General features: G+C 33.4%; 17 protein-coding genes and 2 rRNA genes (1 of these 19 running past the window's edge). 9 read left to right on the plus strand and 10 right to left on the minus strand.

Translation table 11 applies throughout. The annotated features are described in order from the left end of the window. Positions 1–2,151: ribosomal RNA gene (locus IMZ30_RS11000) — 23S ribosomal RNA — on the plus strand (it extends 685 nt beyond the left edge of the window). Between the two features lie 104 nt (positions 2,152–2,255). Then, positions 2,256–2,363, plus strand: a 5S ribosomal RNA gene (gene rrf, locus IMZ30_RS11005). A 57-nt stretch (positions 2,364–2,420) separates the two neighbouring features. Here the strand turns inward: rrf and IMZ30_RS12050 are convergent. From IMZ30_RS12050 to IMZ30_RS11025, 4 genes are all read right to left on the minus strand, one after another. Next, positions 2,421–2,600 (minus strand): DALR anticodon-binding domain-containing protein, encoded by a 180-nt coding sequence (locus tag IMZ30_RS12050; protein WP_207038346.1) that lies wholly within the window; start codon positions 2,598–2,600, stop codon positions 2,421–2,423. 11 nt (positions 2,601–2,611) lie between these two features. Further along, a complete protein-coding gene (msrA, locus tag IMZ30_RS11015; RefSeq protein WP_207038347.1) occupies positions 2,612–3,247 on the minus strand; it encodes a peptide-methionine (S)-S-oxide reductase MsrA in 636 nt (211 codons plus the stop codon). A gap of 72 nt (positions 3,248–3,319) precedes the next feature. Beyond that, on the minus strand, positions 3,320–4,102 hold the full coding sequence (locus tag IMZ30_RS11020) for a zinc ribbon domain-containing protein (protein WP_207038348.1): 783 nt from the start codon (positions 4,100–4,102) through the stop codon (positions 3,320–3,322). A 2-nt stretch (positions 4,103–4,104) separates the two neighbouring features. Then, a complete protein-coding gene (locus IMZ30_RS11025) occupies positions 4,105–5,199 on the minus strand; it encodes a Nif3-like dinuclear metal center hexameric protein (RefSeq protein ID WP_207038349.1) in 1,095 nt (364 codons plus the stop codon). Between the two features lie 42 nt (positions 5,200–5,241). Here IMZ30_RS11025 and lpxK point away from each other — a divergent pair, with 42 nt between their 5' ends. After that, the gene (gene lpxK / locus IMZ30_RS11030) at positions 5,242–6,252 is read left to right on the plus strand and encodes a tetraacyldisaccharide 4'-kinase (RefSeq protein ID WP_207038350.1); all 1,011 of its coding nucleotides are present in this window, start codon (positions 5,242–5,244) and stop codon (positions 6,250–6,252) included. On the opposite strand, the gene gap is transcribed toward lpxK, so the two are convergent. From gap to IMZ30_RS11045, 3 genes are all read right to left on the minus strand, one after another. Beyond that, on the minus strand, positions 6,236–7,240 hold the full coding sequence (gene gap, locus IMZ30_RS11035) for a type I glyceraldehyde-3-phosphate dehydrogenase (RefSeq protein ID WP_207038351.1): 1,005 nt from the start codon (positions 7,238–7,240) through the stop codon (positions 6,236–6,238). The genes lpxK and gap overlap by 17 nt on opposite strands. 2 nt (positions 7,241–7,242) lie before the next feature. Next, on the minus strand, positions 7,243–8,124 hold the full coding sequence (lipA, locus tag IMZ30_RS11040; protein ID WP_207038352.1) for a lipoyl synthase: 882 nt from the start codon (positions 8,122–8,124) through the stop codon (positions 7,243–7,245). Between the two features lie 98 nt (positions 8,125–8,222). Beyond that, on the minus strand, positions 8,223–8,696 hold the full coding sequence (locus IMZ30_RS11045) for a 23S rRNA (pseudouridine(1915)-N(3))-methyltransferase RlmH (protein WP_207038353.1): 474 nt from the start codon (positions 8,694–8,696) through the stop codon (positions 8,223–8,225). A 45-nt stretch (positions 8,697–8,741) separates the two neighbouring features. On the opposite strand from IMZ30_RS11045, the gene nadC reads away from it, so the two are divergent. Genes nadC through priA form a run of 5 tightly spaced genes read left to right on the plus strand, consistent with a single transcriptional unit; the run spans position 8,742 to position 13,997 of the window. Beyond that, positions 8,742–9,602 (plus strand): carboxylating nicotinate-nucleotide diphosphorylase, encoded by an 861-nt coding sequence (nadC, locus tag IMZ30_RS11050; protein WP_207038354.1) that lies wholly within the window; start codon positions 8,742–8,744, stop codon positions 9,600–9,602. 3 nt (positions 9,603–9,605) lie between these two features. After that, entirely contained in the window at positions 9,606–10,526 is a 921-nt protein-coding gene (locus IMZ30_RS11055) for a YihY/virulence factor BrkB family protein (protein ID WP_207038355.1), read from the plus strand. 10 nt (positions 10,527–10,536) lie between these two features. Next, on the plus strand, positions 10,537–11,097 hold the full coding sequence (locus IMZ30_RS11060) for a chalcone isomerase family protein (RefSeq protein WP_207038356.1): 561 nt from the start codon (positions 10,537–10,539) through the stop codon (positions 11,095–11,097). A gap of 5 nt (positions 11,098–11,102) precedes the next feature. After that, a complete protein-coding gene (locus IMZ30_RS11065) occupies positions 11,103–11,540 on the plus strand; it encodes a DUF2147 domain-containing protein (RefSeq protein WP_207038357.1) in 438 nt (145 codons plus the stop codon). 6 nt (positions 11,541–11,546) lie between these two features. Further along, positions 11,547–13,997: a primosomal protein N' gene (priA, locus tag IMZ30_RS11070; RefSeq protein WP_207038358.1), complete on the plus strand. Its 2,451-nt coding sequence runs from the start codon at positions 11,547–11,549 to the stop codon at positions 13,995–13,997. A gap of 39 nt (positions 13,998–14,036) precedes the next feature. Here the strand turns inward: priA and IMZ30_RS11075 are convergent, their stop codons facing one another. Both IMZ30_RS11075 and truA read right to left on the minus strand, forming a co-directional pair. After that, on the minus strand, positions 14,037–15,821 hold the full coding sequence (locus tag IMZ30_RS11075) for an ABC transporter ATP-binding protein (protein ID WP_207038359.1): 1,785 nt from the start codon (positions 15,819–15,821) through the stop codon (positions 14,037–14,039). Beyond that, entirely contained in the window at positions 15,822–16,550 is a 729-nt protein-coding gene (gene truA / locus IMZ30_RS11080; RefSeq protein ID WP_207038360.1) for a tRNA pseudouridine(38-40) synthase TruA, read from the minus strand. Between the two features lie 68 nt (positions 16,551–16,618). On the opposite strand from truA, the gene IMZ30_RS11085 reads away from it, so the two are divergent. Next, on the plus strand, positions 16,619–17,128 hold the full coding sequence (locus tag IMZ30_RS11085; protein WP_207038361.1) for a metallophosphoesterase family protein: 510 nt from the start codon (positions 16,619–16,621) through the stop codon (positions 17,126–17,128). A gap of 61 nt (positions 17,129–17,189) precedes the next feature. On the opposite strand, the gene IMZ30_RS11090 is transcribed toward IMZ30_RS11085, so the two are convergent. Beyond that, complete coding sequence (locus IMZ30_RS11090; RefSeq protein ID WP_207039724.1) at positions 17,190–17,600, minus strand: DUF4293 domain-containing protein; 411 nt, start codon at positions 17,598–17,600, stop codon at positions 17,190–17,192. Positions 17,601–17,738: the final 138 nt, after the last annotated feature.

Consider the following 17,738-nt stretch of genomic DNA (forward strand, 5'->3'; position numbering starts at 1 on the left):
TAGCATTGGTAGACGCGAAACCGTGTGATCTACCCTTGGGCAGGTTGAAGCTTTGTTAACCCAAAGTGGAGGACCGCACCCGTTGACGTTGAAAAGTCTTGGGATGACCTGAGGGTAGGGGTGAAAGGCCAATCAAACTCGGAAATAGCTCGTACTCCCCGAAATGCATTTAGGTGCAGCGATAGTAATAGTTTTATAGAGGTAGAGCTACTGATTGGATGCGGGGGCTTCACCGCCTACCAATTCCTGACAAACTCCGAATGCTATAAAATGATAGCTATCAGTGAGGGCATGGGTGCTAAGGTCCATGTCCGAGAGGGAAAGAACCCAGAGCATCAGCTAAGGTCCCTAAATATATACTAAGTTGAATAAACGCGGTCTAACTGCATAGACAGCTAGGATGTTGGCTTGGAAGCAGCCATTCATTTAAAGAGTGCGTAACAGCTCACTAGTCGAGCGGTCAGGCATGGATAATAATCGGGCATAAGTATATTACCGAAGCTATGCTTTCATAGATATAATTTATGAGAGGTAGGGGAGCATTCTAAACGGCGTAGAAGGTGTACTGTAAGGTATTCTGGAGTGTTTAGAAAAGAAAATGTAGGCATAAGTAACGATAATGCGGGCGAGAAACCCGCACACCGAAAGACCAAGGATTCCTCAGCTATGCTAATCAGCTGAGGGTTAGTCGGGGCCTAAGGCGAACCCGAAAGGGGTAGTCGATGGACAAGCAGTTAATATTCTGCTACCTGCTTTATATTAAAAGAGACGGAAGAGCAAATCTAGTGCGTGCAGACGGAATTGCACGTTGAACCATATGTAAGTATGGGATAGTACGCCAAAGCTACGGTGGCGGTGATAATCTAGAGGCGGTCTTTCCAAGAAAATCGAATAAAGCAGCCCGTACCGTAAACCGACACAGGTAGTTGGGATGAGAAATCTAAGGTGCTCGAGAGATTCATGGCTAAGGAACTAGGCAAAATGGGCCCGTAACTTCGGGAGAAGGGTCGCCCCACTTCGGTGGGGCCGCAGTGAAGAGGTCCAGGCGACTGTTTATCAAAAACACAGGGCTCTGCGAAATTGAGAGATGACGTATAGGGCCTGACACCTGCCCGGTGCTGGAAGGTTAAGAGGAGATGTTATCTTCGGAGAAGCATTGAATTGAAGCCCCAGTAAACGGCGGCCGTAACTATAACGGTCCTAAGGTAGCGAAATTCCTTGTCGGGTAAGTTCCGACCTGCACGAATGGTGCAACGATCTGGACACTGTCTCAGCCATGAGCTCGGTGAAATTGTAGTATCGGTGAAGATGCCGATTACCCGCTGTGGGACGAAAAGACCCCGTGAACCTTTACTATAGCTTAGTATTGACTTTGGATAAGTGATGTGTAGGATAGGTGGGAGACATTGAAGCGGTATCGCTAGGTATCGTGGAGTCATTGTTGAAATACCACCCTTTACTTGTTTGAAGCCTAATCCCTAAATAGGGAGACATTACTTGGTGGGTAGTTTGACTGGGGTGGTCGCCTCCAAAATAGTAACGGAGGCTTCTAAAGGTTCCCTCAGCACGCTTGGTAACCGTGCGTAGAGTGCAATGGCATAAGGGAGCTTGACTGAGAGACCTACAAGTCGATCAGGTACGAAAGTAGAGCATAGTGATCCGGTGGTTCCGCATGGAAGGGCCATCGCTCAAAGGATAAAAGGTACTCCGGGGATAACAGGCTGATCTCCCCCAAGAGCTCACATCGACGGGGGGGTTTGGCACCTCGATGTCGGCTCGTCACATCCTGGGGCTGGAGAAGGTCCCAAGGGTTGGGCTGTTCGCCCATTAAAGTGGCACGCGAGCTGGGTTCAGAACGTCGTGAGACAGTTCGGTCTCTATCTACAGTGGGCGTTAGAAATTTGCGTGGATCTGACTCTAGTACGAGAGGACCGAGTTGGACAAACCTCTGGTGTATCTGTTGTTCCGCCAGGAGCATTGCAGAGTAGCTACGTTTGGCAGGGATAAGCGCTGAAAGCATATAAGCGCGAAACCCACCACAAGATGAGATTTCTTTAAAGGGTCGTTGAAGACGACAACGTTGATAGGCTACAGGTGTAAAGGCAGTAATGTCATAGCCGAGTAGTACTAATTACCCAAAAGCTTATTATAACAGCTCTTTTAATGAATTTTAATAATAAAAGTTAGTATCTAACTTATTTTATCACCGATTATGTCAACTCATACTGTTTAATTATTATGTAAACAGATCAACTTAAGGTGGTTATAGCAACGAGGCTCACCTCTTCCCATTCCGAACAGAGAAGTTAAGCTCGTTAGCGCCGATGGTACTACAATCGTGGGAGAGTAGGTCGCCGCCTTCCTTTTAACTAAAACCCCCTTTAGAGTATTATTCTAAAGGGGGTTTTTATTTTTTAGTATTACATGCGTGTAGGTAATTTAATTCCTAATAGATTAAAAGACCTTTTTATGTGTTTTGAAGTCTCAATAGCTAAGCTTAATCTTAACTTAGTAATACTAAGCTCTTCGAAATCAATGATTATATAATTCTGATAAAAATTATTAAAGTACTTTACTAATTCATAGACATAGTTGCACATCCATCTTGAAATTATTTATCTTTTATCAAGTCAGGGAATTTATTTTTGAATCTATTAAATCTTGGATTAGAAATGGCCTTAATATAACTATTATTAGGGTTTTTTTTCTTGTAATCTTGATGGTACTCTTCAGCAAACCAAAACTTTTCAAACTGCATAACTTCTGCTGCTACTTTTATACCTTCACTTTTAATTTTCTCAATTTTGTTATTGATTATTCTTTTTTCTTCTAAATCTTTATAAAATATAATTGACCTATACTGAGAACCTATATCAGGCCCTTGACCATTTACTTGACTAATATTTTGACTTCCAAAATAAATATCAACTAAAGTTTTAAAATTTATTTTTGAGGAATCATAAATTACCATAACGCTTTCGGCATGACCTGTTTTACCTGTATTACTAGAGGCATAAGTTGGATTTTTTGTAAAACCTCCTGAATAACCTGAATATACTTCTTTTACGCCTTTAACGGATTCATATATTGCTTCGACACACCAAAAGCAGCCACTTGCGAAATATGCTTTAGAAAATTCTTTATATTTTTTTGATTCTATTTCACTGGGCGTTTCCGATTGTGCAGATATTGTACATGATTGTAAAATTAGAACTAATCCAAAAATAAAATAGTTGTATTTATGCATATTTCAATATTTTAAAATATAAAAGCCTAAACTATTGTTTAGGCTTTTGATTTTCTTATAAACAAACTAAATTTAACTTAACTTTTTAAATAGTTTTTGCATTTTATCAGTTTCTTCTTCTGCGAGTACTTGATCAACTAATATTCTTCCAGAGTGTTCGTCAATTATTACTTTTCTACGAGCCGCAATTTCAACTTGAACTTGAGGTGGTATTGTAAAAAAAGAACCACCTGAAGCACCTCTTTCTATGGTTACTACTGCTAAACCATTTTTAACATTGCTTCTTATACGTTCATACGCTTTTACAAGACGATCTTCAATATCTTTTTTGAAGCTTTCTGCTTTTTTTGCTAATGCAGCTTCTTCTTTTTCAGTCTCTTGTAAAATATTGTCTAACTCAGATTTTTTGTGCTCTAAGTGTTCTTGACGTTGATTGATTTTTTCTTTTGTAGTTTCTAATACTTCTGATTTGTGCTCTATTTGTGCTTTAAATTCACGTATGTGTTTCTCTGCTAACTCAATTTCTAATTCTTGATACTCAATCTCTTTTGTTAATGCATCAAATTCTCTATTATTCCTAACATTATCTTGTTGCTTTTTATATTTTTTAATGAGCTCTTGAGCCTCTGTGATAAAATGTTGTTTAGATTTTATTTTTTCATCTAATTCAACTAGATCAGATTCTAGCTTCTCAATTCGCTTAGTTAAGCCTGCTACTTCATCTTCTAAATCTTCAACTTCAAGAGGTAATTCACCACGCATATTTCTTATTTCATCTATTCGTGAATCTATAAGTTGTAAATCATATAAAGCTCTTAGCTTTTCTTCTACTGTAACCTCTTTTTTCTTTGCCATAATCAAAAATATTGAATTGGGTTGGTATTAATATTTGATAAAACGATTGCAAAATTATGAAATTTTTTCTGAAGTAGAGCATGTATTAATTCTTTTGTGTATTGTTCACTTTCATAATGTCCCACATCAACTAAAGTTATTTCATTTTCAGCTTTATAAAAATCATGATATTTCAAGTCTGCTGTCATATAAATATCAGCCTTTTTAGCCTTAGCGACTTCAATTGCAAAAGATCCGCTGCCGCCTAATACAGCTATTTTTTTTATTGATTTTTTATGAGGTTTAGAATGTCTTATAGACTTAGGATTAAATGTTGTTTTAATTTGTTTGAAAGCTTCAATTGTAGGTATTTCATTTTCTAATTCTCCTACCATTCCAATTCCAATGTCTTGGTTTTTATTTTCTAAAGTTTCTATTTCATATGCTACTTCCTCATAGGGATGATTGTTAAAAAGAGCTTTTAAAACTTTTGATTCTAAGTGTTTTTGATATGTAATGTTAAGTTGTGTTTCTTCTTCATGATGTATTTCACCCTGATTTCCTATATAAGGGTCAGTTCCTTCTTCCGGTTTAAAACTTCCTTGACCTTTTAATTTAAAACTACAATTACTATAATTACCAATATGACCAGCACCAGCACTGAATAAGGCTTTCTGAACTTTGCTGAAACTTTCATTTGGAATATAAGTTGTCAATTTTTTTATAGTCGATGCTTGAGGAATTAAGATTTCACGATTGATAATTCCTAATTTATCACAAATCATATTATTAACGCCAAATTTATAATTGTCTAAAGCGGTATGTATAGCATAAATTGAGATATCGTGTTTAATTGCCTTCAAGACAACTCGCTCTACATAAGAGCTTCCTGTAATTTTTTTTAAGCCTTTAAAAATAATTGGATGAAAACTAATAATTAGATTACACGAATTTTCAATAGCTTCATCAACAACACTTTCGAGCGTATCTAAGGTAATTAAAATGCCTTTTAATTGAAGCTCTTGATTACCAACCAGTAAACCCACGTTATCGAAATCTTCTGCATAATTTGTAGGAATTTTCTCTTCTAAGTAGTTTATAACATCCTTTATCTTCATGATTTTCTATTTAAAACAAATTAAATTTTAATTTAGCAAAATATGAAACATCTCAGACTTTTATTGTTTCCTTTTTCTCTAATTTATGGTTTGATAGTTTTTATCAGGCATAAATTATATGATTATGGTATAAAAACTTCAACTCAGTTTGATTTGCCTGTGATTTGTATAGGAAATTTAAGTTTTGGTGGTACTGGAAAATCGCCTCTAATAGCTGATATTGTTAGTCAATTTTCTACGGAATACAATATGGCTAGTTTAAGCCGTGGGTATAAGCGCTCAACACGAGGTTTTCGTTTAGTTGAAGTTAACGATGTGGCTAGTTCTGTAGGTGATGAACCTTTACAGTTTAAATCTACATTTGATGATCAATTAACAGTCGCTGTTTGTGAAAATCGTGTGATAGGTGTTTTAAATATACTAAAATTAAAGCCTAAGACAGACCTTATTTTGCTTGATGATGCTTTTCAACATCGGAAAATTAATCCTGGTTTGTCTATTTTGTTAACGACTTATAAAGATTTATATATAGACGATTATTTGCTACCTGTTGGCAACTTAAGGGATGCAAAATATGCTGCAAATAGAGCTGATATGATTATTGTTACAAAGTGCCCTGAGAGTCTATCGAGTAATGAGCAAAAAATCATATCTAATAAGTTAAAATTAAATCCTAATCAATCGCTTTATTTTTCAGCGATTAATTACAGTAAAGCAATCTACTCAATAACATCTGTAATAGATTTAAGTGATTTTGATGATTTTATTTTAGTAACAGGTATTGCAAACCCAAAACCATTGGTAGAATTTTTAAAATCCCAAGGAAAAAAGTTCAAGCACCATGAATTTGCAGATCATCATAACTTCAATTTAGCCGAAATAAATCAATTAAAATCTTACAAAAAGCCCATTCTTACAACGACTAAAGATTTTATGCGATTAAAATTAAATTTTGATGATAAAGGTTTATATCATCTACCGATTCAATCTCAAATTATTCAGAAAGAAAAACAGTTTTATAATGAATTGAGACAGTTTATCGATTCATTTTAAGCATTAAATCAATTAAACGATTGCTGTAACCGCGCTCATTGTCGTACCAACCAATTAATTTTACTAAATCTCCACCAATAACTGATGTCATGCCAGCATCAAAGGTACATGAATATGGACTTCCTAAAATGTCAACCGAAACAATAGGGTCTTCAGTATAAGTCAAAATTCCTTTGAGTTTATTTTTAGAGGCTTCTTTAAATAAACTATTAATTTCTTCAATACTTGTTTTGCGATTCACATTGAGTGTCATATCAGTTAATGACCCATTTGGTACAGGTACTCGAATACCGCAGCCACCTATAACCTCACTTAAATCAGGAAAAATCTTTGTAAGTGCTTTTGCAGCACCTGTTGTTGTTGGGATAATTGATTGTGTTGCTGCTCTAGCTCTTCGTAAATCGCGATGTGGTTGGTCATGTAAACTTTGGTCTGATGTAAATGAATGTACTGTAGATATGTAAGCGTGCTTTACGCCTATATTTTCATGAATTACTTTTAGCAAAGGTGCGGCATTATTAGTGGTACATGAGGCGTTTGAAATTATAGTATCGTGATCACTTAAATACTCATCATTAACACCTAAAACTATCATTTTAACAGAATCGTCTGATGAAGGTACACTTAATATTACTTTTTTAGCACCAGCCTTTAAGTGTGCTTGTAATTCTGTTTTGGTTTTAAATTTTCCGGTACATTCAACAACAAAATCAACTTCATCTTTTTTCCAGTTTAATTTCTCTAAAGTTTCGATTTGATAGGTGTTAATAACATCTTGACCGATGATAATTTTATCACCATCAGTTTTAATTTCAGCATTAAATTGCCCATGTATGCTATCGTATTTCAAAAGATGAGCAAGTGTTTTAGTGTTAGCTAAATCATTAATGGCAACAATATCGAATTGAAGGTGTTGATATGCTAATCTAAAAAGGCTTCGGCCAATGCGACCAAAGCCATTAATAGCGATTCTTATAGGTTTTTGCATACTTAGTTAATGTGCTTTTGAGCTTTGTATGAAGATCTCACTAATGCAGAGCTTTCTACATGTCTAAAGCCTAAATCTTTTCCTATTTCTTCATATTTTTTAAATTGATCTGGCGTAACAAAACTTTGTACAGGCAAATGCTGTTTACTAGGTTGTAAATATTGACCTATTGTAACTACATCTACATCTACGGAACGCAAATCTTTAAGAACTTGAATAACTTCGTCTTCTTGTTCTCCTAAACCAAGCATTATTCCTGATTTTGTTCTTCTAATGCCATTGGCTTTTAGGTAGCGTAAAACTTCTAAACTTCGATCATATTTTGCTTGTATCCTAACTTCGCGAGTTAAACGTCTAACAGTTTCCATATTGTGTGATACAACTTCTGGTGAAACTTCAATTATACGGTCGATATTTCTGGTATTACCCTGAAAATCTGGTATTAATGTTTCAAGCGTTGTGTTTGGGTTCATTCTTCGAATAGCTTTTACTGTTTCAGCCCAAATAATAGAACCCATATCTTTTAAATCATCACGATCTACAGAAGTTATCACAGCGTGTTTTATACCCATTAATTTAATCGATCTAGCAACTTTTTCTGGCTCATCCCACTCAACGTCTTCTGGTCTCCCTGTTTTTACACCACAGAACCCACATGAACGCGTACAAATATTACCTAAAATCATGAAAGTTGCCGTTCCTTCTCCCCAGCATTCTCCCATATTGGGACAACTTCCAGATGTACAAATGGTGTGTAAATCGTACTTATCTACTAAATTTCTAAGATTTCTATATTTTTCGCCAGTTGGCAGCTTAACACGTAACCATTTTGGTTTACCTTTAGTGACTTTCTTTTTTTGAGGTGCTTCAACAACTGTACTCATAAATACTTAATTTTACACAAAAGTAATAAATATGTATAAGTTAACTTCAGTTTTGTTATGTGACTTCAGCTTTTTATCATTTTGTTAAGCAAAGTAGGTTAATTGTGATGATAAGGTAGGTTGTTTAAAATAGCAAATCCACGATAAATTTGTTCAGTAACAAAAATTCTTATCATTTGGTGTGAAAACGTCATTTTAGAGAATGCTATTTTAGGGTATTTGGCATCATAAAATCTTTCATCAAACCCGAAAGGACCACCAATAATAAAATTTAAAGTTTTAATTCCAGTATTCATTTTTTTTTGCAGAAGTTGTGCAAATTGTTTTGAGGTGTATTCTTTTCCTTTTTCATCTAAAAGAATAGTGATATGCGACTTATCTATGTATTTTTCTAATTGTTCAGCTTCTAGTCGTTTTTGTTCTTTAACGGATGTTTTTTTACTGACTTTTACGTCTGGAATTTCAATGATTGAAAACTTAGCAAAATGTTTAATTCGATTCTCATAATCAGCAATTAAAGTTCTAATGGCTAACTGGTCAGTTTTACCAATTACAATTAAATTTATGTTCATACGCTATAAAAAGCTTAGATTTGTGTGACAAAAATACAATGATAAATGATTAGTCAGCATCAACTTGACCAACAAATACAACAAATAATTATCAATGCCTTAAAGGAAGATGTTGGTGATGGAGACCATTCTTCGTTAGCCTGCATTCCAGCTGAAGCAGAAGGTAAAGCACAACTTTTAGTTAAAGATGAAGGGATTATAGCAGGTATTGATATTGCTCAAAAAGTATTTCAGCAAATCGATTCTTCACTTGATTTTAACAGCTTAATTAGTGATGGTAACGCAATAAAACATGGAGACATAGCCTTTACAATTTACGGAAAACACCAAAATATTTTAAAAGGCGAAAGAATTGCCTTAAATATAATGCAAAGAATGAGTGCTATTGCTACAAAAACCAAGCAGTTTGTCGATCTTTTAAAGCCCTACAAAACTCAAATTTTAGATACTCGTAAAACTACGCCAGGCATTCGTGCCATAGAGAAACTAGCTGTAAAAATTGGTGGCGGAACTAACCACAGATATGCACTTTATGATATGATCATGTTAAAAGATAACCATATCGATTTTGCAGGCGGAATTACGAAAGCAATCAATAAAACTGTTAACTATTTAAAAAACAATCAACTTGACTTAAAAATTATAGTTGAAGCACGTGATCTGGCTGAAGTTGAAGAAATTTTAAAATCTTCTCAACATGTTGAACGTATTTTATTAGATAACTTTTCTTATATCGATACTCAAAAAGCTGTCAATCTAATTGGTAGTGCTTGCAAAACAGAGTCTAGTGGTGGCATTACTCCAGAAACAGCAGTTGAATTTGCTAAATGTGGCGTTGATTATATATCTTCAGGAGCATTAACTCATTCAATTTATAACTTAGATTTAAGTTTAAAAGCTGTTTAATCTATGCCTAAACAACCAAAAGGATTAGAGCCAACAAATATTATAACCAAGATTGCGCTTGGTTTGCATCGTATTAAATTACCCAAACTTGACGGTTTGTCTTTATACGATGTTTTAAAACTATATTCAGCGGGTATCATTAAAGGTACTTTTTCTACACGTGCAAGTTCTATTGCTTTTAGTTTTTTCATGGCTATATTTCCATTTTTGTTGTTTTTACTCAACTTAATTCCCTTTATTTGGTTTATAGAAGATTTTCAAACAGAGTTACTAAGTTTTATAGAAAATATTTTGCCGCCTCAAACTAGTGGCTTATTTCAGGAAATTTTTCATGATATAGCTAGTAATCCTCGAGCTGGATTGTTATCTTTTGTATTTATACTGTCAATTTTTTTGATGTCTAATGGTGTTAATGCTATTTTCACCAGTTTTGAATTTTCTTACCACACCAAAATAAATCGTACCATAATTCGGCAATATATAGTTGCTGTTGGTGTTGCTATTATTATAGCCTTTTTACTTTTATTAACAGTTATTGCTACCATTTATCTAACTTACATTATTAACGAATTTAAGTCATTAGGTGTGTTTGGTGATTCTCTTCTATATGCTCAAATTGGCCGGTATTTAGTGTTTGTAACTATGCTTTTTATAGGGATTTCAATCTTGTATTATTTTGGAACCAAAGAAGGAAGACGTTCAAGTTTTTTTTCAATAGGTTCTGTTTTTACTACACTTTTAATCATATTAACAACATTTTTATTTTCGATTTATGTAGAAAATTTCGGTTCATATAATAAGCTCTATGGTTCAATAGGTGCTTTATTAATTTTAATGTTATACATTTGGCTAAATGCAAATATTTTACTTTTAGGTTTCGAGCTAAATGGAACACTTTACAGATTACGACACAATTCTAAATAAATTTATCAATATGAAAAAGATATTAATTATAGCGCTAGTTTTTAGTTTTACAACTATAAATTTTGCCCAAACTGAAGTTTCTGGAATTAACTTTCCGAGCACAACCACTTTTGGCCAGTATGAAGTTAAATTAAATGGCGCTGGTGTTCGCGAAAAATTTTGGATGGATATGTATGTAGGTGGACTTTATCTAACAAATAAATCTCATGATGCTGATGCCATTATTAACGCAGATGAAGCTATGGAAATAAAACTTCATATTGTATCGGGCTTAATAAGCAGCAATAAAATGACTGATGCTGTTGAAGATGGTTTCGAAAATTCAACGGATGGAAATACAAGGCCAATTCGACAAAAAATTGATCAATTTAAATCTTTTTTTAACGATGAAATTAATAAAAAAGATGTTTTTGATATTACCTATCAACCAGGAATTGGGATAGTAGTTTATAAAAATGGCAAGGAATCTGGACGCATTAAAGGTTTAGAGTTTAAAAAAGCCCTATTTGGTATTTGGCTTTGCGATAAACCAGCTGATAAGGACTTAAAAGAATCAATGTTATATTTATAATATTTATGAAAAAATACTTAAAAACTATATTTTTTCTCTTAATCTTAAACACTTTGACAACCTATAGTCAGAGTGTTTTTGGTAAATGGTACACCGTAGACGATCAATCTGGTATTAAAAAATCTATCGTTGAGATTTATAAGGACAATAATCAAGTTGAAGGTAAAATAACTAAGATTTTAAAAAAATCTAAACAAAACATGCGTTGTAAGAAATGTAAAGGCAACATGAAAAATAAAAAAATTGAAGGCCTTGTCATTTTAAGAAATCTTGAAAAAGATGGAGACGAATATACTAATGGTCGAATTACAGATCCTGAAAATGGTAAAACCTATGATGCTAAAATTTGGATTAATCCTGATCATCCAAATGAATTAAAAGTACGTGGATATGTAGCATTTTTTTATCGAACACAAACCTGGAAACGTGTTACTAAAAAATAAATTAATTTGCAGTTTGTAGATGTTATACTTCCGTTAGCACTTCCTAAACGCTTTACCTACGTTTTTGAAGCTCACAATTACGATTTCAAAATTGAAATAGGTAAACGTGTGGCTGTTCAATTTGGAAAACGCAAAATATATACGGCAATTGTTGTTAACATTCACCATAATCCGCCACAATCTTATGAAGCAAAACCTATCGAAGATGTTCTAGACCAAACACCTATTTTAACCCAATTACAATTAAAGTTTTTTAAATGGATTTCTGACTATTACCTCTGCAATGAAGGCGAAGTCTTAAGAGCTGCCTTGCCTAGCGCGTTTTTACTTGAGAGTGAAACCATCATTGAAAAGCATCCCGAAATTAATCAAAATGAAATAGAATCTATTAGCGATCATCATATATTAATTTTAGATGCACTTGATATGCAATCTAGTTTGAAGTTATCAGATGTCATGTCAATTTTAGGAAAAAAAACAGTTTTTCCGGTTTTAAACGAAATGTTAGGTAAAAATTTAATTGTTTTTAATCAAGAATTAAATCGCCAATACAAACCAAAATTAATTAAATATCTTAGGCTGAACTCTGTTTATTATCAGCAACAAAAATTTGAAGATCTTCTTGAATCTCTAAATCGTGCCAAAAAGCAAAAAGAAGTCTTCATGAAAATGATTGCTCTAGAAACAACAAAGAAGCCTATAACTAAAACCAAACTGAAACAAGAAACTGGAGTTTCAGACGCTGTAATTAAGGCATTGATCGATAAAGCCATAATAATTGAAGAAGAAAAACAACAAGATCGTGTACAGTTTACAACCGAAGTAACCTCACATCATATTCAGCTAAGTTATTTACAAGAAAAAGCTTTAAATGATATAAAATTTGGCTTAGAGGCGAAAGATGTATGTTTATTTCAAGGTGTTACATCTTCAGGTAAAACAGAAGTTTATATTAAGCTTATTGAAGCTCAAATTGCAACAGGCAAACAAGTATTATACCTCTTACCAGAAATTGCACTCACGACTCAATTAATTACGAGATTACAAAATTATTTTGGTGATCAAGTGGTTGTTTTTCACAGTAAGTTTTCTGTTAATGAACGTGTTGAAGCCTATAATCATGTTCTTAATCAGTCTAAAGGCCGAATTATAATAGGGGCAAGATCGTCTATATTTTTACCCTTTCAAAATCTAGGTTTAATTATTGTTGACGAGTCTCACGAAACAAGTTTTAAACAATATGATCCGGCACCACGATATCAAGCTAGAGATGCTGCTATTGTTTTGGCTCAATTTTCTAAAGCAAAAGTTATATTAGGCACAGCAACCCCAAGCATAGAAAGTATTTACAATGTAAAACAAAAAAAATATGCATATGTAACTCTAACCAAACGCTTTGGAAATGTTTTGTTTCCTAAAATAAATATTATTGACCTTCAAGAGCGTTACAAGAAGAAAAAAATGAAAGGTCATTTTTCTGAAGACTTAATTCTTAAAATTCAAGAAACTTTAAAATTAGGAGAACAAGTCATTTTATTTCAAAACAGACGTGGATATTCGCCAATCTTAGAATGTAATTCTTGTGGAAATTCTCCTCAATGCCCAAATTGTGACGTAAGTTTAACCTATCACAAACATAATAACACTTTGCGTTGTCATTATTGTGGTTATCATATCGCTATGCAAATAAAATGTATGGCTTGTGGAAGTAAAGATTTATCGACCAAAGGTTTTGGTACTGAGCAAATTGAAGTAGAGGCTAAAGCATTGTTTCCAGAAGTTAATATTAAGCGGATGGATTTAGATACTACAAGGTCTAAAAATGCTTATGGCAATCTTATTACTGAATTTGAACAAGGTGAAATAGATATTCTTGTAGGAACACAAATGCTAAGTAAAGGTTTAGATTTTAGAGATGTAAGTTTGGTTGGAGTTTTAAACGCTGATTCTTTGTTGAATTTTCCAGATTTTAGGGCGCATGAAAGATGCTTTCAGTTATTAACACAAGTAGCAGGCAGAGCAGGCAGAACACAAAAGCAAGGTGAAGTTTTAATACAAAGTTTTAATCCTCATCACCAAGTGCTTCAGCAGGTAACCACTTATAATTATAAACAATTATATAAAGAACAACTTTATGACCGAAAGCACTTTAAATATCCACCTTATTTTAGATTAGTGAGATTTACATTGAAGTCGAAAGATTTTAATCGCGTTAATGAAGCATCTACTTGGTTAGCAACTTATTATCGGCAAGTGTTTAAAGAACAGGTTTTAGGTCCCGAATTTCCGCCGATTCTCCGTATACGTAATATGTATCATAAAAATATTTTACTTAAAATTCCGCCTCATCACAGTTTGTCTAAAACTAAAGTTTACATCAATAAAGGCCGCGATAAATTTGAAGCTATTGGCGCTTTTAAATCAATTCGATTAATTATAGACGTAGATCCTTACTAAAACTGAAACATGAAATTCAACTTATCGCAAAAACTTCAATTAAGCACTCATGTTAACCTCTTTTTCAAACTGAGCTTCGTATAAGCGTTTGTAAAACCCGTTGGTTTTAAGAAGATCATCGTGTTTTCCTACTTCTTTTATTTCGCCTTGATCCATCACAATAATTTTATCAGCAGTTTTAATGGTTGCTAATCGATGCGCTATAATGATAGATGTTCTTCCTTTTGTGATTTTTTCTGTCGCTTCCTGAATTAATTGCTCGCTATAGGAGTCTATAGAAGATGTTGCTTCATCAAGAACTAAAATCCCAGGATTACTGACATAAGCGCGCAGAAAGGCAATAAGTTGGCGTTGCCCTGAAGACAGCATCGCACCGCGTTCTTTAACATTGTATTGGTAAGCATTAGGTAAACTACTAATAAATTCGTGAACGCCAATATCTTTAGCTGCTTGAATAATTTCGGCTTCTTTTATGTCCGGTTTATTTAAGCTTATGTTTTTTAAGATACTATCTGCAAATAAAAATACATCTTGTAAGACTACTGCAATTTCTTCTCTTAGACTATTAAGCTCATAAGATTTTAAATTTTTGCCATCAACTATAATTTCACCAGAATCAATATCATAAAAACGGCTGAGTAAATTAATGATGGTACTTTTTCCTGCGCCTGTAGCGCCAACAATAGCAACAGTTTCACCAGAATTAACTTCTAAATTAATGCCTTTTAAGACTTCTTCGTCTTTAACATAGCTAAATCTAACTTCCTGAAATTTAATGTCGCCTTTTAGATTTTTAGCTTCAATTTGGCCTTGATTTTCAATTTTTGAATTGGTATCTATAATATTAAACACACGATTGGCTGCAACCATTCCCATTTGAAGAGAATTAAATTTATCAGCGATTTGCCTCAAAGGTCTAAATAGCATTTGCGCTAATTCTATAAACATGATAATAATTCCAAGTGATAAGGCATCACTTTCAACAACCCTTAAACCACCAAACCAAACAATTAAACCGATGGTTATTGATGTTGACATTTCTGCGATAGGAAAGAAGATGGCATTATACCAAACCGTTTTAATCCATGCCTTTTTGTGCTTTTCGTTAATATTTTTGAAATTTTTATATTCTTCTCGTTCTCGATTAAAAATTTGAACAATTTTCATTCCGGAGATGCGCTCTTGAACAAATGAATTTAGGTTAGAAACTTGAGCTCTAACATCTTCAAATGCAACTTTCATTTTCTTTTGAAAAACACGTGTTGCATATAAAATATAAGGCAAAACTGTAAGCACCAGTAAGGTGAGTTGCCAACTTTGGTAAAACATGACAAATAAAACAGCAATCATTTTTAATAAATCACTAATAATCATGAATAAGCCTTGACTAAATATACTTGCAATTGTTTCTATATCACTTACAGCCCTAGTTACTAGCCGACCAACTGAAGAATTATCAAAATATTGCTTTTTAAAGTCCATCATGTGGTTAAAAAGCTTTACCCTTAAATCTCGAATAACTTTTTGACCAAGCCAATTGGCAAAAAAGATGAAGCTAAACTGAAAAATAACCTCGCCAATTAAAACAAGCAACATCATGAGGATGTAAAATTGAGTTGTTTTAGCGTCTTTTTCTACAATCCCTTCATCGATTGCAAATCTTAATAAATAAGGCCGCATTACACCTAAAGCAGATAATACTATAGCTGCAATGGCCACAAAATAAAAGGTTTTCTTGTAAGGTTTCGTGAATGCTAATAATCGCTTAAATAAGCCTAAATCAAAAGCTTTGCCAGTAGTTGAGTTATTTTTTTTTGTCTTCATTTAATAGCCAATATCAGTTAAAAATAGGGCATGAGCAGGAACAGATTTTCCAGCTTTTCTACGATCTTGATCAATAATGATTTGATTAAATTCTTTTAAAGTTAACGTGTGTAAACCAACTTCAATCATAGTACCAACAATGGCACGAACCATATTTCTTAAAAATCGATTGGCCTTGATCTCAAAACAAACCAAATTATTTTCTAATTTCCATTCGGCTTCAATTATGTTACAATTATACGTGTAGACACTAGTTTTAACCTTCGAAAAAGCTTTAAAGTTTTGATGTTTTTTTAAAATATCACAAGATTCATTCATCATTTTTAAATCTAGTTGACGCTTAATATAGTAAGCTGAATTGATGACAAATGGGTTTTTATTTTGCGTAATTTGGTATCGATAAGAACGGTATTTAGCATCAAAACGTGCATGAAAATCATCTTTAACTCGTTCAATTTTTTGAAAAGCAATATCTTTAGGCAGCAAAGTGTTGCATTTAAATACAAGTTGACTCAACTCTTCAATCATAATTTTAGAATCAAAATGAGCAATATAAAACGAAGCGTGAACGCCAGTGTCAGTCCTGCCAGCACCAACTACTTTAATTTCTTGTTGAAGCGCTGTACTTAATGCACTTTCAACAAGTTCTTGGACACTTAAGTGATTGGGTTGAATTTGCCATCCATTATAAGCTAAACCCCTATAAGATAATGTAACTTTGTACCTCAAAAAATTATTTTTTACAAAGATAAAATTTATAGGCTTTGTAAATCTTAAGAGTTTGCTATAATACTATTATGATGAAAATTTTATTACTTAGTGATACACATTCTTATATAGACGATCGCATATTGAGTCATGCTGAAAAAGCCGATGAAGTTTGGCATGCTGGAGATATCGGTAAGGTTGAAGTTACCGATCAAATTAAACAAGTTTCTCAACTTCGGGCTGTTTACGGTAATATTGATGGCGAAGAGATTCGTAGGGAGTTTCCCTTGCATCAAAAATTTAATTGTGATGGTATTAAGGTTTGGATGACTCATATAGGTGGCTACCCGAAACGTTATGTGCCTTCTATTCATGAAGCACTTCAACAACAACCACCAGATTTATTTATTTCAGGACATTCTCATATTTTAAAGGTAATGCGAGACCAAAATTTAAAATTAATGCACATGAATCCTGGTGCTGCTGGCGTTCACGGATTTCATAAAGAACGTACCATGTTGAGTTTTGAAATATGCGAAGCTAAATTAAAAAACCTTCAATTAATTAAATTAGGCTTAAGAGGAAAAACATCACTTTAAAAACCAAGAAACCCCGATTGATTTCGGGGTTTCTTTCACTAAATACACTAAGATTTGTGGTTTAACGAAATCGGTCAACAGATTTTACGAGATCTTCATCCTTTTTGATGGCTTTATTAGCCATCACTAAAAAAACGATAGAAATAATAGGTAGAAGCATCTCAATACCTTTCTCTGAAAATTGTTTTTCTCCAGGTAAATTTAGCAGACCGTAAACGAAAACACCTACTAAAACAAAGTTTAATATGATATTTACACGTCCTAAAACGAATTGTAACTTTCTGTTTTTAAACAAAAATATAGTAATTAAAGCAAGTAATGCGCTTATAGAGAACAATGACCTTATAATTAAGATTGATTGGTCACCTAAAACATGCGACATATTGAATTGATTAATGTCTATTGTATTAAATACAACCGCGTTGAGTAAAACAACTACCAATAAATATAAAGACTGTCTACGCTGTATCATTATGCTAAAATTCCAGCACAAAAATAGTAGTTTATCTGAGAAAATAAGGGCATAATTAAAATTTTGTTGTATAATTGCACTGTCCATAAACTTGGGCTTTTTGTAATCTATTCAATTACATTATTTTAAACCCCAATT

Origin of the sequence: Psychroflexus sp. ALD_RP9, from assembly GCF_017311165.1 — a bacterium.
Taxonomy (GTDB): domain Bacteria; phylum Bacteroidota; class Bacteroidia; order Flavobacteriales; family Flavobacteriaceae; genus Psychroflexus.

Coding starts and splice junctions, on each gene's coding strand:
- IMZ30_RS11075 (WP_207038359.1), bottom strand. CDS start 15,821: ATGAAGACAAAAAAAAATAACTCAACTACTGGCAAAGCTTTTGATTTA.
- IMZ30_RS12050 (WP_207038346.1), bottom strand. CDS start 2,600: ATGTGCAACTATGTCTATGAATTAGTAAAGTACTTTAATAATTTTTAT.
- lpxK (WP_207038350.1), top strand. CDS start 5,242: ATGAAACATCTCAGACTTTTATTGTTTCCTTTTTCTCTAATTTATGGT.
- IMZ30_RS11060 (WP_207038356.1), top strand. CDS start 10,537: ATGAAAAAGATATTAATTATAGCGCTAGTTTTTAGTTTTACAACTATA.
- gap (WP_207038351.1), bottom strand. CDS start 7,240: ATGCAAAAACCTATAAGAATCGCTATTAATGGCTTTGGTCGCATTGGC.
- lipA (WP_207038352.1), bottom strand. CDS start 8,124: ATGAGTACAGTTGTTGAAGCACCTCAAAAAAAGAAAGTCACTAAAGGT.
- IMZ30_RS11090 (WP_207039724.1), bottom strand. CDS start 17,600: ATGATACAGCGTAGACAGTCTTTATATTTATTGGTAGTTGTTTTACTC.
- msrA (WP_207038347.1), bottom strand. CDS start 3,247: ATGCATAAATACAACTATTTTATTTTTGGATTAGTTCTAATTTTACAA.
- IMZ30_RS11055 (WP_207038355.1), top strand. CDS start 9,606: ATGCCTAAACAACCAAAAGGATTAGAGCCAACAAATATTATAACCAAG.
- IMZ30_RS11045 (WP_207038353.1), bottom strand. CDS start 8,696: ATGAACATAAATTTAATTGTAATTGGTAAAACTGACCAGTTAGCCATT.
- IMZ30_RS11020 (WP_207038348.1), bottom strand. CDS start 4,102: ATGGCAAAGAAAAAAGAGGTTACAGTAGAAGAAAAGCTAAGAGCTTTA.
- IMZ30_RS11085 (WP_207038361.1), top strand. CDS start 16,619: ATGATGAAAATTTTATTACTTAGTGATACACATTCTTATATAGACGAT.
- IMZ30_RS11065 (WP_207038357.1), top strand. CDS start 11,103: ATGAAAAAATACTTAAAAACTATATTTTTTCTCTTAATCTTAAACACT.
- nadC (WP_207038354.1), top strand. CDS start 8,742: ATGATTAGTCAGCATCAACTTGACCAACAAATACAACAAATAATTATC.
- IMZ30_RS11025 (WP_207038349.1), bottom strand. CDS start 5,199: ATGAAGATAAAGGATGTTATAAACTACTTAGAAGAGAAAATTCCTACA.